Here is a 20,933-nt window from a genome sequence, read left to right as displayed (position 1 = left end):
CTGAACAGAATGTCATGGAATTGACCCCGCGCGGCAACTAGAGGAAAGTAGCTCTCAGACGCATTGTCCACTCGCACTAGTAACAAAGGAGGAGGACGGCCATCGTGCCCGAGACCACCACCCAGCGCAGAGGCCTCAAGCACCGCCACCTGCACTTCATCGCACTTGGCTCGGCCATCGGCACCGGCCTCTTCTACGGCTCCGCCAGCGCCATCCAAGCTGCCGGCCCCTCAGTGTTGCTGGTCTATCTCCTTGGCGGCGCCGTGGTGTACTTCCTCCTGCGGGCACTCGGCGAGATGTCCGTGCACCACCCGGTCACGGGGTCTTTCGCTGAGTACGCGCGCGCCTTCCTCGGCCCCTGGGCTGGTTACATCACCGGTTGGATGTTCGCCTTTGAGATGGTCATCGTGGCGCTCGCGGACCTCACCGCCATCGGCGTCTACATGCAATTCTGGTTTCCCGGCTCACCGCAATGGGTCTGGGTTGCTGCCACGCTTCTCCTCGTTGGCGGTGCGAACCTCGCAACAGTCAAGGCCTTCGGCGAGCTCGAATTCGCCTTTACCATCGTCAAGGTCGGGGCAGTCGTCGCCATGATTCTTGGCGGCGTAGCGGTCTTGGCCTTCGGCCTCTCCACCGCGGAGACCACTGGCCCCGCCAACCTTGTGAACGATGGCGGCTTCTTCCCCAACGGCCCGTCCGGCATGATTGCCTCTTTTATCCTTGTGCTCTTTGCCTTCGGTGGTACGGAGATTGTGGGCGTCGCCAGTGCGGAGGCTGAGGAACCGGAGAAGTCCGTGCCAAAGGCCGTCAACACCATCCCCGTACGCATCCTCCTCTTCTATGTGCTCGCCATCCTGGTCATCCTCATGATTAACCCGTGGCGCACCATTACCGGTGAGGAAAGTCCTTTTGTCCAAATCTTCTCCACCTTGGGCGTCACGTGGGCCGCTGCCGCACTCAACGTCGTGGTCATCACCGCGGCGGTCTCTGCCATCAACGCCGATCTCTTCGGCGCTGGCAATGTCCTCACCGGTTTAGCTCGCCAGAACCTTGCCCCCGCGATCATGGCCAAGAAAGCACGCGGCGTACCAGTCATGACCATGGTCATCCTGCTTATCGTCATGGTCATCGGTACCGCCCTTAACGCCCTTATCCCGGAGAATGTTTTTGAGGTCATTGCCTCCCTGGCTACCTTCGCCACCATCTACGTCTGGCTTATGATTCTTCTGGCCCACGTGGCCTCCCGCAAGAAGATGTCCCCGGAGGAACGCGCAAGCCTTACCTACACGGTTCCCTTCTGGCCATGGGGCCAATACTTCGCCATCGCCTTCATCACGTTTACTTTTGGCATCATGGCATGGCAGGCACAGTACCGCCCGGCCCTTGCTGTGGGCGTTGGCTTCATCATCCTCATGACCGCCATTTTCTACGTCACGGGCCGCCGGACTCAGGCCACCAGCAGTGACTCCATTCCCACCTCGAAAGGATAGCTATGAACAGCGTTGATGCCCCCGCGTACTCCCCTGCCCCTGAGTGGTCCGGCCGCTCCGATGGACCAGGTCCTGATCATGCGCGGTGGCACAGTGTGATCCGCCCCCTCGATGTGACGAACCCTCAGGCACAGCCTGGCATCGCCCTGCTTGGCTTCGCTTCTGATGAGGGTGTGGAACGCAACCATGGCCGCCCCGGCGCGGCGGAAGGCCCGGCTGCCTTGCGCGCCGCGTTGGGTTCCCTGGCGCTGCACCATGAGCATGTGCTTTACGACGCCGGCACGATCACCACCCAAGGCACCGACCTCGAGTCCTCCCATGAGCGCCTATCGGACGCTGTGGAGGCCCTCTCTCGTGCAGGCCACCTGCCGATCATTCTCGGCGGTGGCCATGAGACAGCCTTCGGCTCGCACCGCGGCGCTTTCCGGGCTCAGGGCCCACTGAACATCATCAACCTCGATGCTCACTTCGATCTGCGCACCGCCGATGTGCCCACGTCTGGCACTCCTTTCAAACAGATTTCTGAGCTGGTCGGCCCCGAACATTTCGCTTACTCCGTTCTCGGCATCTCCCGCCCCAATAACACGAAGGTTCTTTTCGACGAGGCTGCCAACCTCGGTGTCACCATCACCCTGGATGAGGAACTGCTCGCCATGACTCGGGATGAGCTGCGTTCCCACGCCACACAGCTCTGCGCCGACTCGTCCCCCATCCACCTCTCCATCGACTTGGATGTCCTCCCCGCCGCCCAAGCCCCCGGTGTTTCTGCCCCCGCCGGCCTCGGTGTGGATCTTCGCATCATCCGCGACCTTGCCATCTCCATCGCCTCCACCGGACGCCTTGCGCTTGTCGACGTTGTCGAGCTCAACCCCTCTTTCGACCTCGACTCCCGCACCGCCAAGCTTGCAGCCCGGCTTATCGACGACATCGTGAACGCGCACTTTTCCGTCCCCGCTGTCTAGTCAAAGTTTGGGTTCTCTGGATAAGAGTCGGGCCAGCCGGCATACTGGTCCCATGTGTTCACCGATTCGCGTTGTCGGCGCCATCTTTGTTGATGGCGATCGTGTCTTGGCCTGTCGAAAAGCTCCCGGAAAGTCTTTGGCAGGATTGTGGGAATTCCCCGGTGGCAAGATTGAACCGGGCGAGTCTCCTGAAGAGGCCCTGGCTCGCGAACTCAGCGAGGAGCTCTCCCTCACGGCGGTCGTCGGTGACAAAGTAACCACGACTGTCCACACATATGACTTCGCCACCATCGAACTAACCACGTTCCTGTGTACTATCCAGTCTGGTGAGCTGGTTCTTACTGACCATGACGCCACCCGCTGGGTCACCGCAGCTGAGGCTCAAACACTCGACTGGGCACCGGCAGACATCCCAGCAGTCGAACTCATCTCGTCGCGCCTATGACCTCCCACTCTCTCCTTCCTTTCGGCATATATGAAACTCCTGTTACCGCCCGTATTCACGAGCGCATAGAGGAGACAAAACGGGCTATTCCCACGGCTGCTTCGGGCATTGTGGAGGATAGCTCCGCCGAGGTGAGTCCAAGGTTTGCTGCTGCAGTTGCGCAGCATTTCGCCAAGATCCTTGAGCAGCGACTCACCGAGATCAGGAATCCGGAACAACGTGTAGCGCTCATCAATAGCCTTGCGCAGCACCTTGGTTCAGACGAGAGGATGTCTGCTGAGCAGTTGCTCTACGCCATCTACAGGTCGGAGCTTGCTGACCCTCCCTCTCTTCCTGAAGTCTCCCTCAACACCAGCGCGTTATTCACCAATAGTGTGGATGACACCAATATGTCGGTAGAGATTGCCCGCGAAATCCGGACTGCAGACTCCGTCGATCTACTGTGTGCCTTCATCAAGAGCTCAGGGATCTCCGTAATCAGTGACGAGCTTGAGTATGTGCGAGATCATCAAATTCCGCTTCGTGTGATCACCTCGACGTACTGCGGTGCGACCGAAGCCGCCGCGGTTCGCCGCCTTGTCGAAGACTACAACGCCGAGGTTCGCATTTGTTACGAACACAAATCGACGCGTCTCCACGCTAAGGCCTGGCTTTTCCGTCGTAGATCAGGCTTCGATACCGCCTTCATTGGTAGCTCTAACCTGTCGCGCTCAGCGCTGGTCGACGGCTGGGAATGGAACGTTCGCGGTTCTCGATCCTCCACCCCGGAAATTATTGAAAAGTTCATCAAGACCTTCGAGAGCTACTGGCATGATAATCATTTCAAGGTTTTTGAGCCAGCACGGGATTACGATCGACTGCTAGAAGCACTGCACGGAGCACAGTTCCTCGGCTCCGCATCGGGACATAAACTCGAACTGTCGGGACTTCGCGTCGAGCCATACGCCTACCAGCAGGAGATGCTAGAGGCGTTGCGTTCCGAGCGTGAACTCCACGACCGCCATAAGAACCTTCTCATTGCAGCCACCGGTACTGGAAAGACAGTGGTAGCCGCGCTGGATTATCGTCGACTTTGTGAATCCTACGGTCGTAGGCCTCGGCTGCTGTTCATTGCTCATCGCCGCGAGATTCTTGAACAAGCCCACCGCACATATCGCGAAGTTCTCCAGGCCTCTGACTTCGGCGAGCTTCTTGTCGGAGGTTCGGAGCCTCATCACTGGGACCACGTTTTTGCGAGCATCCAGTCGCTTCATGGAGAGCGCGTGACTCGCATCTCGCCCGAGCACTTTGAGATCGTCGTGATCGACGAGTTTCACCACGCTGAAGCAGCAACCTATCGGAAGATTTTGGACTACCTCCAGCCCCGCGAGCTTCTAGGACTGACGGCAACCCCAGAGCGCGGCGACGGTCACAACGTCCAAAAGTTCTTCGATTACCGTGTTGCCCATGAACTTCGCCTATGGGACGCACTGCGGCTCCAACTGCTGGCGCCGTTGCACTACTACGGCGTCGACGACAATACCGACCTTACGAGCTTGACATGGGTTCAAGGCAAGAAGGATTACAAGGCATCAGAGCTCAGCGAGTTGTACATCAAGGCCGGCGAAAAGCGAACCAGGTTTATCATCAATGAACTCAACCGTCGCATCTTCGACTTAGCTTCCATGAAGGCACTCGGCTTCTGTGTGTCTATCGCTCACGCTGAGTACATGGCGGAGCAGTTCAATGCATTCGGGATTCCTTCGCTAGCGGTAAGCAGCAGACTGACCACTCAGGAACGTCAAAAAGCTCTGTCGCAGCTTCGCGACGGCCACATCAAAATCATTTTCGCCGTCGACATTTTCAACGAAGGCGTCGATATCCCTTCCGTGAACACTCTTTTGCTCCTTCGCCCTACTCAAAGCCCGGTACTCTTCGTCCAGCAACTTGGCCGCGGCCTACGTCTCAACGAGGGGAAGGATGCGTGTATTGTCTTTGACTTTCTCGGCCTCCAACATGAGGAATTCGACTTTGAGGAGCGCTACAAGGTACTCACCGCCGCTCGCGGCAAGAGCTTAATCAGAGAAATAGAGCAAGGCTTTCCTACCGCGCCGCCAGGTTCCCACATCACCTTGGACCGCGTGACGACCGAACGCGTACTGGCTAACGTTAAGCGTCTGGCACGCAACTCCATTAAGAAAATTAGGGCTCAGATTAGCGAACACGGCACTACTGACCTCTCAGCCTTCCTCCACACCTCCGATATTCCCGTGGAGGACATCTACCGCCGCAAAGGAATTTCGTGGACGACGTTGCTCAGGGACGAGAATCTCCTCCCATCGCCGATAGAAGATGAGGTAGAGAGTTTCCTTCTTAGCCGCATTCGCGTGCTCCTCCACATTAATGACCCTGATCGTGTCGAAGCCTATAGCCGTCTCATGGCAGCGAACGGCCCTTCAGAAAAAGACATGGATGACCGGGAGAAGCGATATGCCACCATGCTCACTCTAGCTCTCTGGGCCAACTCCAATAGAGCAGTTCCCGCCACTTTGGATGATGCGTTCTCACTTATCCGGTCCTACCCAGCCTTCGTTAACGAAGTTAACCAAGTCATGCGATACTCGCTCGACGAATCCCGCGTTATCCCGAAGAGGTCTTCGAGTAGCGTGCTCGAAACACATGCAGACTACAGCCTTGCCGAACTCATTGGGGCACTGGATGACGGACCTCTCAAAAAATTGGCGAACCTACCGCGCGAAGGAGTCAAACGCTTCGACAGGTCGAATACTGATCTGTTCCTGATCACCTTCCAGAAAGATGAAAACGTCAGTGCTTCAACTAACTATCGCGACTATCCGTTGTCCCCTGATCTATTGCATTGGGAGTCACAATCCACAACGTCGCTCAAGTCCGCGATGGCCGAGCGTTACATCACACACCGCGAGCGCGGCGGCAATATCATCATTGCTACACGCTTTACCAAGAAGAACAAGGTTGAAACAGCATCGGCGTACACTTTCCTCGGCAACGTCGATTACGTTGACCACAGGGGTGAAAAGCCCATCCAGTTTGAGTGGCGCCTTCGCCGTGACATGCCGAAGAGACTCTATACCGCCGGTCGCACGGTAGCCTAAATACGATTACAACTCCTTTGGTCTAGATCCCCACCCGCACAATGCAAGTTATTTTGCACAGTTGCGTCGAATTGTTATAAGAATTTTCAGGATCCAAACGTCAGGTGACTTGAGTTAAATTCGGACACCTCCAGTCACCCCCAAATACGATGGGCCGATAGATAACCGCAGTTGATGACACGTAAACCATTTTTCCGATTGGCCACACGTACAACGCCTAGCTACCCCCGAATGGAAAGATCTCACTCTGTGAAATTGACTAACAACACAGCCTAACCTAGCATTCTCTCATCAGCTTAAAATGAGCTAAGTATAAATGGCTAGCCAGAAACAGACGGAGGAAGGACATGGACGCCGCCAGCGAGAATAACCAAAAGCGATGGAGCCGCCCGAACACCGGTTCCGAGTCTTCTAACTATGGCTTCACGCGTTTCCGCGAGCGTAACTTCAAGTCTTCGTCAGGCAATAACCCGCGCTGGGCCGCCTGCAGCCAGCGAGCTCGCACTATCCACTAAAGAGCACCCCGGCCACTAGAGCCACGCCCCCACTCCTGCCCCATCGCTTTTACCGCTAATTCAGCCGAGGACACAATAGCCTCACCACATTGGCGGCTTTGCTTACATTCAGCAACCCGCATTAAAGCACGAGACCCCCCACATCGAGTGGGGGTTTACGCACAGTGAAGTGAAGCGAAAGCAAGCGTTACAGCTCGAAACCATTCAGAATGTTCTGAAGTTTCTGCTGATACGGGGCAACGTCATGTTCGTAGCGTTGCAGAATGGACAGCACAATCGCGTTCAGCATAAGCATCGGGACAGAGAGAGTAGTGAAGGCTCCTTCATCGCCACGCGGGGCCGCGAGAGTCACCACGGGAACTGGGTGGACGATACGCAGATCATCTGTAATGAGGATGACCTTGCATTTCACCATCTCAGCGTAGTTCAGTAGCTGGCGGAGCGAGCGCGTCGAGCGACGGAAAGCAAACACCAAGAGCAAATCGGGCTCACCCATAAGCAGGAGCTGTTCAGCAATATCCCGGTCGGTCTCCCCAGACAGGTCGTGTACCGAACGTCCGAGTCGACGCAGGCGACGCTCAGCTTGGTCGCACAACGGGATAGAGTTACCGCGGCCATAGATGTAAATATCGCGAGCGTTCATGACCAAGTCCGCAGCCTTGTTGACGGAGTGCTGGTCTACGCTTCCCGACGCCACGGACAGGGAGTCCAACTCCTTCGAGACGAGCTGCCCCAAAATGGTCTGGCCGGCCTCGTTACGGAAAGTCTGACTACTGCTTGAATGCTCAGCGGCAAGATACTGATCATGCAGCATGCGCAGCTCTTGACGCAGTTCCAAGTAGCCTTTATATCCGAGCTTCTTCGCTGTACGAGTTACGGCCGAACCGTGCACACCGGCTTTTGCAGCGACATCTTCGCCACGCCACAAAGCTGCCTCTTGGGGGCGACTCAGGATAACGTCGACAACTGCCTCATCCGCCCTGCTAAGTTCCGACCGGTGACGCTCCACCCTTTGTTGAAAATTCACACCCCGAGTTTAACAAAAAATTTTTAGATCGTGACATTTTTCTTCAAAATGTTGCGGGTGCAGTGGCATATTGCTGAAAAATAACGCAAACATTAACATTCCTGCTGGCTAGTATAACCTTGGTTTATAGTCGCGGCGCAATCGCTGCAAAATAATCTTCCTGTCTTGCAAAGTGTCGCGGCCAAAGCTCCACGCAACGACACCCCCTGCCGCCACTACAGCACAGAGCGCAAAGGCCACCTCGAAACCGTAGTGGTCCGCAAGGAATCCAATGACGATGGGGCCGAGGATCTGCCCAAAGTCACCGGCCATCTGGAAGGTAGACAAGACTTGCCCACCAGAACGCTTCGATCCCACCACATCAGCGATGGCCGCCTGCTGGGACGGCACAATGAGCCCAGAAGAAGCACCGGCGAAGGCGGACAGGAGAAGGAGCATCCAGACGGTGTGCGCCAAGCCCAGAGTTCCCACAAACACCGCCGACCCCACCAAACCAGCAATAATTAAAGGACGCCGGCCAACCTGGTCCGACCACGATCCAGAAAACTGCAGAACAACGGCATTGCCAGCAGCAAAGACCGCTAGTGCTATGCCGGAAGCTTCCGCACCGTTATGGAATATGGCAGCAGCAAAGAGAGGCAGCACCGCAACTCGCACTCCCATATTGATCCAGCCCTGCGCAAAGTTGGAGGTAAGCACCGCACGATAGGCTGTATCCCCCCATGCCTCCTGCAGTCGCATCGGCGGCAAACGACGCCGCGGATCTTCAGCTTCGTCGACCACGGGCATAAGCACCCAGACCACGAGCGCAGCGACTGCTACCCCAACCCCATAGATGAAGAAGGGCCAACGAAAACCAAGGAAGGACAAGCTGGCGCCGACGAGTGGACCAATAACATTACCCAGGAGGAAGGATGTCGCGTACGTCGCCGAGCAGCGCCCCCGAATAGCGGGAGGAGATAATTTCACGATAAGGGACATCGCTGCCACGGTGAACATGGTGGATCCGATTCCGGCAATAGCGCGCAGCACCACAATGTGCCAATAGTCCTGGGCAATGCTCACTAGTCCGGTGGTGATGGCGACAGTTAACAAGCCAGTGAGGTACACGCCCCGCGTTCCTGCTCGATCAATGAGGCGCCCCGCCGCAGGGGCGAAAATCAGGCGGCTCGCAGAGAATATGGACACGACGAGCCCAGCGGCAGCCATCGAGACATCGAAACTGACGATGAATTGGGGAAGCAATGGGGCAATCAGCCCGTAGCCTAAGGCAATAATGAAACCCGCCGAGACCATCACCCAGATTTCTCGCGGAATCTTTAGTTCTTGCATCACACCGTCACTCATAGCTTCACTAACTGTAGCCTACCCCTCCAAATAATCGAACTTATTTTCTACTGTAGTCGAATTCGTGTCCATCCCCTCTTCTAGTGTGAAGGCCATGAAGAACTACAACGCCTTTCGCACCACTTCCCCACGCTCCATTCAATCTCCTATCGATACCGGTGAGCTCACTGCGGACATCCTTTTCCATCACCCCGAGATCCTCGAATCCATCGAGAGCATCATCCACCATCCACGCTCACTTGCCCGACCCACGCCGCAGTGGCGGCCGCCGTCACAGTCTCTGCCACCTGTGTCGCTCCGGACTAGAGAAGGTGAATCTACCCCACCGCTGACGCTCACCGTCTCCCGTCATCGCGTTGGCGAGCGCGCCCAGGCTCGCGTTTTGGGTTTCGGTGAAAAGCGGGTACCGGCTTATCTCATTACCGTGCGTATTACGTCTCCGTCAGGACAACCAGTATCGCCAGCCTTAGCTGAAGCGTGGGTCCGCACGCTCGTCCCAGAAGACTTGGTGTCAGCCGTGCACGAGATTTCTAGCAGCAGCGCCGCAACCTTTGTGTGGCTTGTTGATAGTTCCTACACCCCGGTGCGGTCACCACTGTCACTTTTCGAAGGCTTTAGCCAGGCGGCCTAAGCCGCTACGCCTACGATGGCTGTCTCCTCCACACCGGGGGTTCGGCTACAAGTAGCGCTGCAGGCGGTCTAGAAGACCGTGGGGCGGCTCTTCATCTAGTGAGAGCGTAAAACGGTCCTCAGTCAGGACCCGGCCAACGGCTGCATGGGTTTCGGGGCGATCGAAGAAGTACCGGATGGGCTTCGGCGCAAAGCGAATGGCCAAGCACACGAGGACCACAGTAAAGGCCTTATCGATGGGGTCAGAACTCATCGCCTGAATCAGCGCAGCAATGTTTTCATCATGGACAATCAACAGGATGAAGTTCGTGAGCTCTCGGGGTCCGCGCTGAAGATTCTCATCAAACGCAAGCAGTGTCGACGGCAAGGACACCAACCCCGCCACGATTCCAAGCCCATAGCCTGAGAGCAGCGTGGCTATCATTCGCTTAAACACGCCGCGGCGAGCCATCCACCCCACCAAATAGGCCACGATCACGGCGTTTGGAACATATGCCAAGCCCAGCGGATTGCTGACGGCCCCAAGACTCACTGAGAGCACCGATGTCCCCATGCCAAGAATTGGACCATAGAGAATGGCGATAAACATCGTTCCGGCGGTGTCCAAATACAGCGGAATGTTGAGGTTGAAGATCAACAAGGATCCCAATATGTTGACGGCGATAGCAAACAGCGGGTTGATGATCGCATGGCTTCTCAGCGTCCCCCATTGAGAGGCAAAAAAGAGTAACCCACTAAGAAGGCTCAAACCCCAGACCGATGCTGGCAGGACGGATTCAAACGTCCTATCGGCATGTTCAAAGTTTGGGTCAAGCGTGAGGCACCACGCGAATGCAGCACATGCTAGGGCGAAACCAACGCAGATTCGCTGGCCGCGAAAAGCCATATCAACCGGCATGGTCCCTGGACGCCCCTCATCGAGTTCAAAAATGTACCCGATTATCCTAGCGCGCCCTTCCGCACGAAGCGACTAGCCTTCGCTGTCGTCAGCCTCACCATTGGAATTATCAGCGTCCACATCGGTGTCGTCGTCCTCATCATCTTCGTCATCGTCGAAGAGCACGTCATCATCCTCATCGTCAGCGCCGAAGATGTCATAAACGTCCGGCTCATCAAAGTCCGGGTCATCCACGCTAACGAGCTGAGCCTCCCAATCCAAGGCCTGATCCGAGACCAAACTCAGGACGTCGAAAAGACGATCAAAATCGGTGTAGGTACCAAGCTCAAGAGCCTCAGCAGGCACTTCGATGATGGGGGCAAGGGTGGTGTCGTCGAACTCCCCGGCGTCGAAAAGCGCGACGCGCTCCTCCTCCCTCAAGTCCTCCACAGAGTCGTTCTCCCACAACTCGTTGATGGCCTCATCCTCAAGCTCGTCGAGTTCCTCTTCGTCGAAGTCAAACGAGAGGAATCGCACGACTGCACTCGGAACACCGTCAATAGTCTCAACGAGAACGCGCAATTCGGAATCGTTAGCAACGTCAGCCACGACGAGGTTCGGGTTGAACTCATCCTGGACAAACTCCAACTCGGCAATGCGCTCATCGGTACCCTCAAGCAGGTCTCGCAGCACGGTGACCACTTGGTCGGTGGCAATGTGGCGAGACACCGCCTCCACCGCATCCTCCACGGAAAAGGCAACGGAGACGAGAACTGCTTCAAAATCCTCATCATCCTCATCTACATCCGCGGCAGCAATGTAGACGTTGGCCGCGGGGAGAATCGGGTCAATTTCCACAAACTGGATTTCCAAATCGGAGGTGATGGGCACAAACATCACATCATCGTTGACGCGGGACTCAATACCCTCCCCGTCCAGCGCAGAAGCGATATCTTCAAAAAAGCTCATGTGATTAACATCCATCCATGTGGCGGTCTCACCCCGGCTGCTGCCAAGGCCACCCACATCCTACCCGCGATCGTGGCCATCGGGCATGAAACCCAGACGCTTTAAGATTTCTGGACGTCCGGTTCCCCACTCCAACATGTCATAGGACTCCCACGCCTGGCGGCGCGATTCCATCGGTGCCGATTCCACATGAGGTTCCACGTCAAAGATCATCGTCTCGCGCTGTGGGGAACGGTATCGCGGCCAATCCTCTAGCGGAGCACCGTTCCGGATGAATGAACCCCATTGGGCCTGCATATTCTCAGTAACCTCTTCCATATCGGAGGACTTACCCATGGTGGTCAGAAAGGACACCCGCGACGCCCCAGGGTCACCAAAGATATTGGATAGCTCCATCGAATGCATCGCTCCCAAGCCCAACCAACGCAGAGCCGCAGGGGCGAAATCGAAACGGTACATCCAGGTGGGATAACGGCGCGCATGCTCACCCGCAACACGGACGGTGGGGCCCCAGAACAGGGCGTCGGTAAGCAAGTCTCCAAAGTCCCGACGAGACACCGCCCCACCATAGGCAGCGACCACATCAGGGGCGCTCTCCGGATCGAAGGAAGCCAGAAGGCGCAACGCGGCGCGCTCTCGGGAGCTTTGACGTTGGTAGAGAAACTTACCGAAGCTGGCTTCACCGGAATTCGTACCGATGAGCAACGGCACTGGGTGTTGGGCACCATCCTCAAACGCTTCAATAGGATGCTGCGGAATGAGTTCACCATCCACGGTGGGGGCGTAACAGGAATTCAAATACAGCAGCTCACCCGCGCGCCACATCATCGACTGCCCAGAGCGCACCAGATCCGCGAAGTCCTCCCGCCGCAGATCCTCAGCCGTTGCATCCCGAGGCAGCGCCATCTTGTCCACCAGCTCGCGCGCCCAGAACATGGATTGAGCGCGCGAATGAATCATGCCAATCGGCGGTGACTGCGCAATAGCTCGGTGAAATAAGCCCTCTGCACGAGGAACAGCCAAAAGCGTGAGAACTGCTGCGCCACCGGCAGATTCACCCATGAGGGTGACGTTGTCCGGGTCACCACCAAAGGCAGCAATGTTTTTGCGGACCCATTCCAAAGCAAGAACCTGATCCGCCACGGCAGGGTTGGCACAGGCCTCCCCGCCAAGACTGCGGACATCTAGATAGCCCAAGGCCCCCAAACGGAAATTGACGGACACGTAGACCACGTCCATCTGCGCCGCGAACTCAAAGCCGCGAAGCATGAGCATGTGAGAGGACCCAACGATGAAGCTGCCACCGTGTAAATAGACAACAACGGGAAGCTTCTCCGTATTTGGCACGAATTCAGAGCTGTGCTGAGTGTGTGGGCGGACGATATCGAGCGTCAGGCAATCCTCCGAGCCCTCAATACGATCCGTCCACGAATAAACCGGCTGGGGTGCCACGTGTCCAAACTCACGGCAATCCCTGATCCCCTCCCAGGCCGGTGCCGGCCTTGGTTCCTGGAAACGCTGATCTCCCGAGGTATCCGCTCCGAAGGGAATCCCACGCCATGAGCGCACCGGAGAAGAGATTGGCCGGTCAGGGCGCAACTCCTCCTCAATGCAGCCGCGAACCCATCCCGAGGTCGTTAAAACAGTGATGTCATCCGCTAGCGCCGTCTTGGCAGCCTCATGGGCTGCGTGGGCGCGGGCATGCAGGTTCTCAGCAAGCAGGCGGGCCGCAGCCGCGCTGACCTCACGCGGAGGGAAAGGCTCGTACTCGCTCATAGCACCTAGACTAATGCCACAGCCTGGCTCCGCGCTGGGGACACGTTTTTCGATACGGTGGTGTACATACTGTTTATAAATTAGACGAAATCAGGTGAAAAACATGTTTGGACTTGGAGAAAAGACACAGGACGAACCCGCCGCTGTGGAGAAGCTCGAAGTGGATGAAAACAACCGCATTAGCCAGAGCTTCATGGCCGCACTCAACAAGGTGATCTCGGCACAGTCCTCTATCATCATCGGCTACGTCGAACGCTTGAAGAAGAGCAACAAGAATGCCAGCCCTCAAGAGCTGCAGGAGCTCATTGACAAGCACTTCCTCAACATTGTCTCTGGAACCGGTGCGGCTGCGGGCGCCTCAGCGGCCATCCCCGGCATCGGTTTGGTGTCTGGTGCTGCAGCCATTGGTGCGGAATCACTCCTTTTCCTCGAGGCCGCTGCCTGGTACATCTTGGCCTCCGCACACCTGCGCGGCGATGACATTCGTGATGAAGAGCGCCGCCGCGCTCTCGTCCTCGTTGTCCTTACCGGATCCCAAGGCAGCGCTCTGGTCGATACTCTGCTGGGTGACGTCACAACGCTCTCCGGCATGAAGTCGGCCGCTACCCTTTCCCGCTTCTCCGGCCCCACCCTGAGCGGTATCAACGGACGACTGACCAAGCTCTTCCTCAAGCAGGCCCGAAAGAAGCACAAGTGGGCATGGCTCTCCAAGCTCCTGCCGATGGGTGTCGGTGCGGTACTGGGAACGACTGCCAACCGTAAACTTGCCCGCCAAGTTATGAAGCATTCGGACACCCAGCTCTCCCCCCTGCAGGGGGAATAAACACGGGAAACGCGCCCCAGGGTAGTGAGCAAACTTACAGGGGCCGTATCATATGAGGAGACACCTTTCGGGGTGCCTTTCGCACCCATGGAACGGCCTACTAGAGTCGACTAAAGACAAACTTAGAAGCACAGAAAGAGGCGAACACCTGCCGTGAGCAACTCGAGCATCTACGGCCCGAACGCGTGGCTGATTGACGAACAGTTCCAGCAGTACTCAAAGGACCCCAACTCCGTAGATAAGGAGTGGCGCGACTACTTTGAGGCAAACGGAGCTCCCAAGCAAGCCGCACAGCCCAAGGCCTCCTCCGCAAAGGCCTCCAGCTCCAAGGCTTCTGCCCCGGCCAAGGACAAGGCGGGCGCTGCTGAGTCCAAGGACTCCGCACGCGCTGAAAAGTCCCCCGCCGCCCCGGGTGCCAAGGCTCCGAGCGATTCCAAGACTTCTGCCACGAAGGCGAAGGCAGACAAGAAAAAGGCCGAGTCCCCGCTCGACCGCATCCAGGACGCACCGGAGCCGGGTTCCCGCCCGCTCAAGGGCATGTTCAAGGCCATTGCTAAGAACATGGACGAGTCTCTGGAGATTCCTACCGCTACCACTGTGCGTGACATCCCAGTCAAGCTCATGTGGGAAAACCGTGCGATGATCAATGATCATCTTAAGCGCACCCGCGGCGGCAAGATCTCCTTTACCCATATCCTGGGCTACGCCCTCGTTAAGGCCGTTCAGATCCACCCGGACATGAACGTGCGCTACGAAATCAAGGACGGCAAGCCCACTGTGGTTCAGCCGGAGCACGTCAACCTGGGCTTGGCCATCGACCTTCCGCAGAAGGACGGCTCCCGCGCCCTCGTGGTTGCTGCTATTAAGGAGGCGGAGAACAAGACCTTCGCCGAGTTCATCGATGCCTACCAGGACATTGTGGACCGCTCCCGCAAGAACAAGCTGACGATGGATGACTTCTCCGGCGTCACCATTAACCTCACCAACCCGGGCGGTATTGGTACCCGTCACTCCATCGCACGCCTGACCAAGGGCTCTGGCTCCATCATTGGCGTGGGCTCCATGGATTACCCGGCTGAGTTCGCTGGCACCTCCCCTGACCGCCTGGCAGACATGGGCGTGGGCCGTCTCGTTACCTTGACCTCCACCTACGACCACCGCGTTATTCAGGGCGCGGAGTCCGGTGAGTTCCTGCGCACCATCGGTGAGCTGATTCTGGACAATGCCTTCTGGGACGAGCTCTTCAAGTCCCTCGACGTGCCGTACCAGCCCTTCCGCTGGGCTGCCGACGTCCCGAACACGGGCGTCGATAAGAACACGCGCGTCATGCAGTACATCGAGGCCTACCGCTCCCGTGGTCACCTGCTTGCGGACGTCAACCCGTTGGGCTGGAAGCAGCCTGGTCTGCCGTGGCCGGATCACCGCGACTTGGACCTCGCTACCCACGGTCTGACCATCTGGGACCTCGACCGCACCTTCAATGTCGGTGGCTTCGGTGGCAAGGAGACCATGACGCTGCGTGAAGTCGTCACCCGTCTGCGCTCCGCGTACACCCTAAAGGTAGGCTCCGAGTACGCCCACATCATGGACCGCGACGAGCGCGGTTGGCTGCAGGAGCAGATCGAGGCCGGCATGCCGAAGCCGACCAACTCTGAGCAAAAGTACATCCTGCAGAAGGTCAACGCCGCTGAGGCTTTCGAGAACTTCCTGCAGACCAAGTACGTGGGTCAGAAGCGCTTCTCCCTCGAAGGCGCTGAGTCCCTCATTGCGCTACTAGATTCCATCGTTGACACTGCCGCCGGCCAGGACCTCGACGAGGTCGTTATTGGTATGCCGCACCGTGGCCGTCTGAACGTTCTCTTCAACATTGTGGGCAAGCCGCTGGCCGATATCTTCGGCGAGTTCGACGGCAACTACAAGGGTGGCCAGCTCGGCGGCTCCGGTGACGTGAAGTACCACCTGGGCGCCGAGGGCGAGCACCTGCAGATGTTCGGCGACGGTGAAATCAAGGTCACACTGGCTGCAAACCCGTCCCACCTTGAGGCCGTTGACCCGGTCATGGAAGGTATTGCCCGCGCCAAGCAGGACATCCTGGACAAGGGCCCGGAGGGCCACACCGTTGTCCCGATCATGCTGCACGGTGATGCATCCTTCGCCGGACTGGGCGTGGTTCAGGAAACCATCAACCTTTCTCAGCTGCGTGGTTACACCACCGGCGGTACCGTCCACGTCGTGGTCAACAACCAGGTGGGCTTCACCACTACCCCGGATTCGGGCCGATCCACGCACTACGCCACCGACCTGGCGAAGGGCTTTGACTGCCCGGTCTTCCACGTCAACGGTGATAATCCGGAGGCCGTTGTCTGGGTAGGTAAGCTTGCCACCGAATACCGCCGCCGCTTTGGCAAGGATGTCTTCATCGACCTCGTGTGCTACCGCCTGCGCGGCCACAACGAGGCCGACGACCCGTCCATGACCCAGCCGCAGCTCTACGACATCATTGATAACCACAAGTCCGTCCGTGAGCGCTACACCGAGGAACTCATTGGCCGCGGCGACCTGTCTGATGACGAGGCAGAGGCAGCAGCACGTGACTTCCACGACCAGATGGAGTCCGTCTTCGCTGAGCACAAGGAAGCTGAGAAGGCTGGCCCGAAGGAGCAGACCGGCATCACCTCCTCCCAGGAGCTGACTCGTGGTCTGGACACCTCCATCACCGCCGAGGAACTGGCCGAAATCGGCGATGCCTACGGCACCCCGCCGGAGGGCTTTGAGTACCACAAGCGTGTGGGCAAGGTTGCTAAGGACCGCCAGAAGACCTCCCGCGAGGGTGGCATCGACTGGGGCTGGGGCGAACTCATTGCCTTCGGCTCCCTGGCGAACTCTGGCAAGGTCGTCCGCCTGGCCGGCGAAGATTCCCGCCGCGGTACCTTCACCCAGCGCCACGCAGTGGCCTTTGACCCAAACTCCGGCGAGGAATACAACCCGGTTGCTCACCTGGCTGGGTCCAAGGGCAACGGCGGCAAGTTCATGGTGTACAACTCCGCTCTGACTGAGTTTGCCGGCATGGGCTTCGAATACGGCTACACCGTGGGTAACCCGGATGCTGTTGTGGCCTGGGAGGCGCAGTTCGGTGACTTTGCCAACGGTGCGCAGACCATCATCGATGAGTACATTTCCTCCGGTGAGGCCAAGTGGGGCCAGCTTTCCAGCCTGATCCTGTTGCTGCCGCACGGCTACGAAGGCCAGGGCCCAGACCACTCCTCCGCCCGCATCGAGCGTTACCTGCAGCTGTGTGCTGAGGGCTCCATGACTGTGGCCCAGCCGTCCACTCCGGCTAACCACTTCCACCTGCTGCGCCGCCAGGCTCTCGGTGAGATGAAGCGTCCGCTGGTTGTCTTCACCCCGAAGTCCATGCTGCGTAACAAGGCAGCGACCTCTTCGGTCTCCGACTTCACTGAGGTCACGAAGTTCCAATCCGTCATCAATGACCCGAACTTCTTCGACATCAATGGCAAGAAGGTTGGGGACCCAGAGAAGGTCAAGACCATCATGCTGGTCTCCGGCAAGCTCTACTGGGAGCTGGCCAAGAAGCGTGAGGCCGACGGCCGCGATGACATCGCCATCGTGCGCGTAGAGATGCTCCACCCGATCCCGTTCAACCGTCTGGGTGAGGCCTTCAAGTCTTACCCGAACGCTGAGCAGATTCGCTTCGTTCAGGACGAGCCGGCCAACCAGGGTCCGTGGCCGTTCTACAACGAGCACCTGCGTGAGCTCATTCCGGATATGCCGGAGATGGTCCGCGTTTCCCGCCGCTCGCAGTCCTCGACTGCCACCGGTAACGCAAAGGTTCACCAGATTGAGCAGAAGAACCTGTTGGAGGAAGCCTTCGACGTCTAAAGACGCCTAGGTCCTCTACACGCACTGGCCCCGGTCGCCGCACTCACATCCGAGTCGTGGCGGCCGGGGTCTTTGCCATGCGCCGGCGCTGCACCGTGGCCCCGGCCCCTTCCCTGCACGTACTGGCCGTGGCCATCGCAGCGCCACTACCCCGCGCGGTTAACAATTGCTGGCCAACAAGCATCGTGATACGGCGCAGCGCCCCTGCTGTACCATTCGCGCGCTTGTCGACGCCTCCCCCATCGTCCAAGCGTCACACACCCTCACCCTGGCCTCGCAAGGACATGAGTTCCGGAGTGCCCTGAATACAAGGAAGAGCCCGAGCAGATGCTCGGGCTCTTTTTCACGGCCGTGTCACGCCGTTGCCTAAGGGCCAGGCCGGCCCCCAGGGATCCTTGTCAGTTCTAGGATTCCTTGCGGCGACCAGGGCGCAGCAGCAGTGCGGCACCAGCGATAAGGGCTAGGCCTGCGGCAAGAAGGCCAAGGACGTTCGCACCAGTGTTGGCCAGAAGACCAGAGTTGGTGCTCTTGTTGGAATCCGTCGTGTTCGGGCTTGTGCCAGTGTAGCGGCTGGTGTTGTCGCTCTGGCTCGGCTGAACATCGTTGGACTCAACATCCTTGGACTCAATCGAGTTCGGCTGTTCTGCCGCATTCGGAGCCTTGGGATCCTGCGGCTTCAGCTGCTCCACCGCGTCCTTCGGGGTCTCCGGCTTCAGCGGCTTAGCCGGCTGCGCCGGCGCTGCCGGGTTGTGCGGCTGGTTCATGATGTGTCCAAGAACCGCAGGTACCAGGACCAGCGGGATGAGTACCGGCCACAGTCCGTCAACCTCTGGGGTACCTGGCTCGTCCGGGTCGTTTGGCTCGGCTGGCTTGGTCGGGTCCTCTGACGGTTTAGTATCCGTGGTCGGCTTGTTCGGCGTCTCGGTCACAGTAACCGTCACAGTTGGGTTCTCACCAGACGGCGTCGGGTCCTCCTTCGTCGGCTTAGGCTCGTCGCTCGGCGTCGGCTTGGACGGATCCTCAGTGACCGTAACGGTAACCGTCGGGTCCTCGGTTGGGTCCTTCGGGTCCGTAGTTGGGTCCTTCGGCCCCTCTGACGGCTTAGTATCCGTGGTCGGCTGGTTCGGCGTCTCGGTCACAGTAACCGTCACAGTTGGGTTCTCACCAGACGGCGTCGGGTCCTCCTTCGTCGGCTTAGGCTCGTCGCTCGGCGTCGGCTTGGACGGATCCTCAGTGACCGTAACGGTAACCGTCGGGTCCTCGGTCGGGTCCTCGGTCGGGTCCTCGGTTGGATCCTCAGTCGGGGTAGTACCCGGCGCTGGATTCGGCTCCTCACTGCCACCGGTCGGATCCGCTGGCACCTCCGGATCGTTTGGCTCTGGCTTCGGATTGTTGTCCGTGTTACCAGGTTCCTCGCTCGGATCCTCAGTCGGTTCAACTGGCTCTACCGGTTCGCAACCACAGTTATCACTGACCACACCGATGACGGTCTTGATGTTAAAGACCTCGCCATCCTTGGTGGTGACCTTCACCGGAATCTCCTTGATGGTGCCGCTCGGGGTGTCAGCCGGCGGGGTTACCGTCAGCTCACCGGTGGACTCATCAATGGTCACAATCCAGCCAGACGGAACTTCACCCAACTCGTAGGTGTTGCCCTCGGTGTGACCGTAGTTGATACCAACCGTCTTGGTGTCACCAGCCTTGATGACGTCCGGGTTGTAGGTCGGCGCCGTGATGACCTCTGGGTCGCTCGGCTCCGGCGGCACAATCGGTGCGTCCTCCTTGACGATAAACACCGCGTTGGTCACGTACGGCTTGCCATCCTTCGGGGTCACCGTTACTGGGACCTCAATGTAGTCGCCAGACTTTGCTGTCGACGGTGCGGTCGCCGTCACCTTGCCGTTCTCATCAACAGAGACGCTCCAACCATCAACATCCGACGGCACCTCATAGGTGTTGCCGTCCGTGTGGTTCTTGACATCCTGGGATTCAGACTGGCCAGGCTTGACCAGTTGGACACCGTAGAAAGAACGCTCGATCTGCGGCGCGGGGGCCGGTGCCGGCTCCTTTTCAGTCACGGTCGTCGTGGTGTTGTTCGTCTCGGTAACCTTCTCCGTCTCGGTAACCTTCTGGGTCTCCGTGACGGTCTTGGCACCTATGCGGAGCTTACGCGGGGTCGGCTCCTTGGTGACGTTCTCAGTCGTCTCCGGGTCGCCTACGGCTACACCATCCTTCAGCTTCCAAACCTTGGTTACTTCCTTCTCACCGAAGGAACCTGCCTGGTCCTCAATGACCTTGCCGGCCTCGAGGTTCGGATCAACCTCAATGATCGTCTCAAACGGCAGCTGCTCGGTGTGCTTATCGCTCAGCTCAGTCTGGGAAGGTGCGGTACCAACCTCGATGATCTGCTTGGTCGGCTCGCTGATGGTCTCAGTCGAATCGTCCGTGGTGATGTCACCGTTATCAGAAGTCACCGTGACGGTGTGCTTGACCTCGCCCGGCTTGCCCTCCTGAACAATCTTGGTCTCGCCGGCCTTGAGATCAGGGTTCTCGCGAACCTCAACCTCGAACGGGGTGCTCTCAGTCCACTCAACGGTCTTAGAGGTGGTGTCACCCTTGGTGCCGACCTTGATGATCTTCTTGACCGGCTCCTCAACGCGTTCAGTCGTGGTCTTCGTTCCAGTGACCTTCGAGTTCTCGATGGTCTGGGTCGTGGTGACCTTATCCTTGCCCGGCTTGCCCTCCTGGACGGTCTCCTGGGTGCCAGCAGGCAGGGAATCGTCGAACTGAATCTCGGTCTCGAACGGAACCTCAACCTCGGACTCGGTGGTGTTCGTGCCCTCGGTCTTGGTTCCCACGCGGATGACCGCGTTGGTCGGCTCCTTGGTGCGCTCGGTGGTCACAGTCGGCTCACCAGAAGGCTTGCCGTCGACAATCTTCTGAGTGGAGGTAACAACCTCGGTACCGTTCTCGCCCTGCTTATCGACGACCTGCTCCCCCGCCTTCAAGGAATCATCAAAGACGATCTCGGTCTCAAACGGCACCGGCTTCTCGGTCTT

General features: G+C 58.2%; 14 protein-coding genes. 8 read left to right on the top strand and 6 right to left on the bottom strand.

Annotated features, from left to right (window positions below; translation table 11 throughout):
- The first annotated feature begins 104 nt into the window (after window positions 1–104).
- The 5 genes from HMPREF3149_RS05775 (at window position 105) to HMPREF3149_RS13565 (ending at window position 6,525) form a co-directional block, all read left to right on the top strand.
- Window positions 105–1,490, top strand: a complete 1,386-nt coding sequence (locus HMPREF3149_RS05775; RefSeq protein ID WP_141741458.1) for an amino acid permease — start codon at window positions 105–107, stop codon at window positions 1,488–1,490.
- Between the two features lie 2 nt (window positions 1,491–1,492).
- Complete coding sequence (gene hutG / locus HMPREF3149_RS05770; protein ID WP_070537074.1) at window positions 1,493–2,452, top strand: formimidoylglutamase; 960 nt, start codon at window positions 1,493–1,495, stop codon at window positions 2,450–2,452.
- Between the two features lie 52 nt (window positions 2,453–2,504).
- Window positions 2,505–2,897: a (deoxy)nucleoside triphosphate pyrophosphohydrolase gene (locus HMPREF3149_RS05765; RefSeq protein WP_070537073.1), complete on the top strand. Its 393-nt coding sequence runs from the start codon at window positions 2,505–2,507 to the stop codon at window positions 2,895–2,897.
- A complete protein-coding gene (locus HMPREF3149_RS05760) occupies window positions 2,894–6,010 on the top strand; it encodes a DUF3427 domain-containing protein (RefSeq protein WP_070537072.1) in 3,117 nt (1,038 codons plus the stop codon). Before HMPREF3149_RS05765 ends, HMPREF3149_RS05760 begins: the two co-directional genes overlap by 4 nt.
- 347 nt (window positions 6,011–6,357) lie before the next feature.
- A complete protein-coding gene (locus HMPREF3149_RS13565; protein WP_158407798.1) occupies window positions 6,358–6,525 on the top strand; it encodes a hypothetical protein in 168 nt (55 codons plus the stop codon).
- A gap of 187 nt (window positions 6,526–6,712) precedes the next feature.
- Here HMPREF3149_RS13565 and HMPREF3149_RS05755 read toward each other — a convergent pair whose 3' ends face one another.
- Together HMPREF3149_RS05755 and HMPREF3149_RS05750 are read right to left on the bottom strand one after the other, a co-directional pair.
- Window positions 6,713–7,552: a MurR/RpiR family transcriptional regulator gene (locus tag HMPREF3149_RS05755; RefSeq protein ID WP_042530380.1), complete on the bottom strand. Its 840-nt coding sequence runs from the start codon at window positions 7,550–7,552 to the stop codon at window positions 6,713–6,715.
- A gap of 108 nt (window positions 7,553–7,660) precedes the next feature.
- Window positions 7,661–8,899 carry an MFS transporter gene (locus HMPREF3149_RS05750; protein WP_070537071.1) on the bottom strand — a complete coding sequence of 413 codons (1,239 nt, stop codon included), beginning with the start codon at window positions 8,897–8,899 and terminating at the stop codon, window positions 7,661–7,663.
- A gap of 94 nt (window positions 8,900–8,993) precedes the next feature.
- Between HMPREF3149_RS05750 and HMPREF3149_RS13870 the strand changes: the two genes are divergently transcribed.
- On the top strand, window positions 8,994–9,530 hold the full coding sequence (locus HMPREF3149_RS13870; RefSeq protein WP_246819954.1) for a hypothetical protein: 537 nt from the start codon (window positions 8,994–8,996) through the stop codon (window positions 9,528–9,530).
- A gap of 45 nt (window positions 9,531–9,575) precedes the next feature.
- Here HMPREF3149_RS13870 and HMPREF3149_RS05740 read toward each other — a convergent pair whose 3' ends face one another.
- The 3 genes from HMPREF3149_RS05740 to HMPREF3149_RS05730 form a co-directional block, all read right to left on the bottom strand.
- Window positions 9,576–10,169 carry a hypothetical protein gene (locus tag HMPREF3149_RS05740; protein ID WP_246819953.1) on the bottom strand — a complete coding sequence of 198 codons (594 nt, stop codon included), beginning with the start codon at window positions 10,167–10,169 and terminating at the stop codon, window positions 9,576–9,578.
- A 330-nt stretch (window positions 10,170–10,499) separates the two neighbouring features.
- On the bottom strand, window positions 10,500–11,375 hold the full coding sequence (locus HMPREF3149_RS05735; RefSeq protein WP_070537069.1) for a DNA primase: 876 nt from the start codon (window positions 11,373–11,375) through the stop codon (window positions 10,500–10,502).
- 60 nt (window positions 11,376–11,435) lie between these two features.
- The gene (locus HMPREF3149_RS05730; protein ID WP_070537068.1) at window positions 11,436–13,151 is read right to left on the bottom strand and encodes a carboxylesterase/lipase family protein; all 1,716 of its coding nucleotides are present in this window, start codon (window positions 13,149–13,151) and stop codon (window positions 11,436–11,438) included.
- A 103-nt stretch (window positions 13,152–13,254) separates the two neighbouring features.
- Here HMPREF3149_RS05730 and HMPREF3149_RS05725 point away from each other — a divergent pair, with 103 nt between their 5' ends.
- Complete coding sequence (locus HMPREF3149_RS05725; RefSeq protein ID WP_070537067.1) at window positions 13,255–13,974, top strand: hypothetical protein; 720 nt, start codon at window positions 13,255–13,257, stop codon at window positions 13,972–13,974.
- Window positions 13,975–14,127: 153 nt separating this feature from the next.
- Window positions 14,128–17,874 carry a multifunctional oxoglutarate decarboxylase/oxoglutarate dehydrogenase thiamine pyrophosphate-binding subunit/dihydrolipoyllysine-residue succinyltransferase subunit gene (locus HMPREF3149_RS05720; protein WP_070537066.1) on the top strand — a complete coding sequence of 1,249 codons (3,747 nt, stop codon included), beginning with the start codon at window positions 14,128–14,130 and terminating at the stop codon, window positions 17,872–17,874.
- Between the two features lie 404 nt (window positions 17,875–18,278).
- Here HMPREF3149_RS05720 and HMPREF3149_RS05710 read toward each other — a convergent pair.
- A partial coding sequence (locus tag HMPREF3149_RS05710) for a G5 domain-containing protein (RefSeq protein ID WP_210385413.1) occupies window positions 18,279–20,933 on the bottom strand: 2,655 nt, incomplete at its 5' end.

This window comes from Corynebacterium sp. HMSC05E07, assembly GCF_001807225.1.
Classification (GTDB): Bacteria; Actinomycetota; Actinomycetes; order Mycobacteriales; family Mycobacteriaceae; genus Corynebacterium; species Corynebacterium singulare.
The sequence above is the reverse complement of the archived record's forward strand: the minus strand, read 5'-3'. Positions and strand labels throughout refer to the sequence as shown.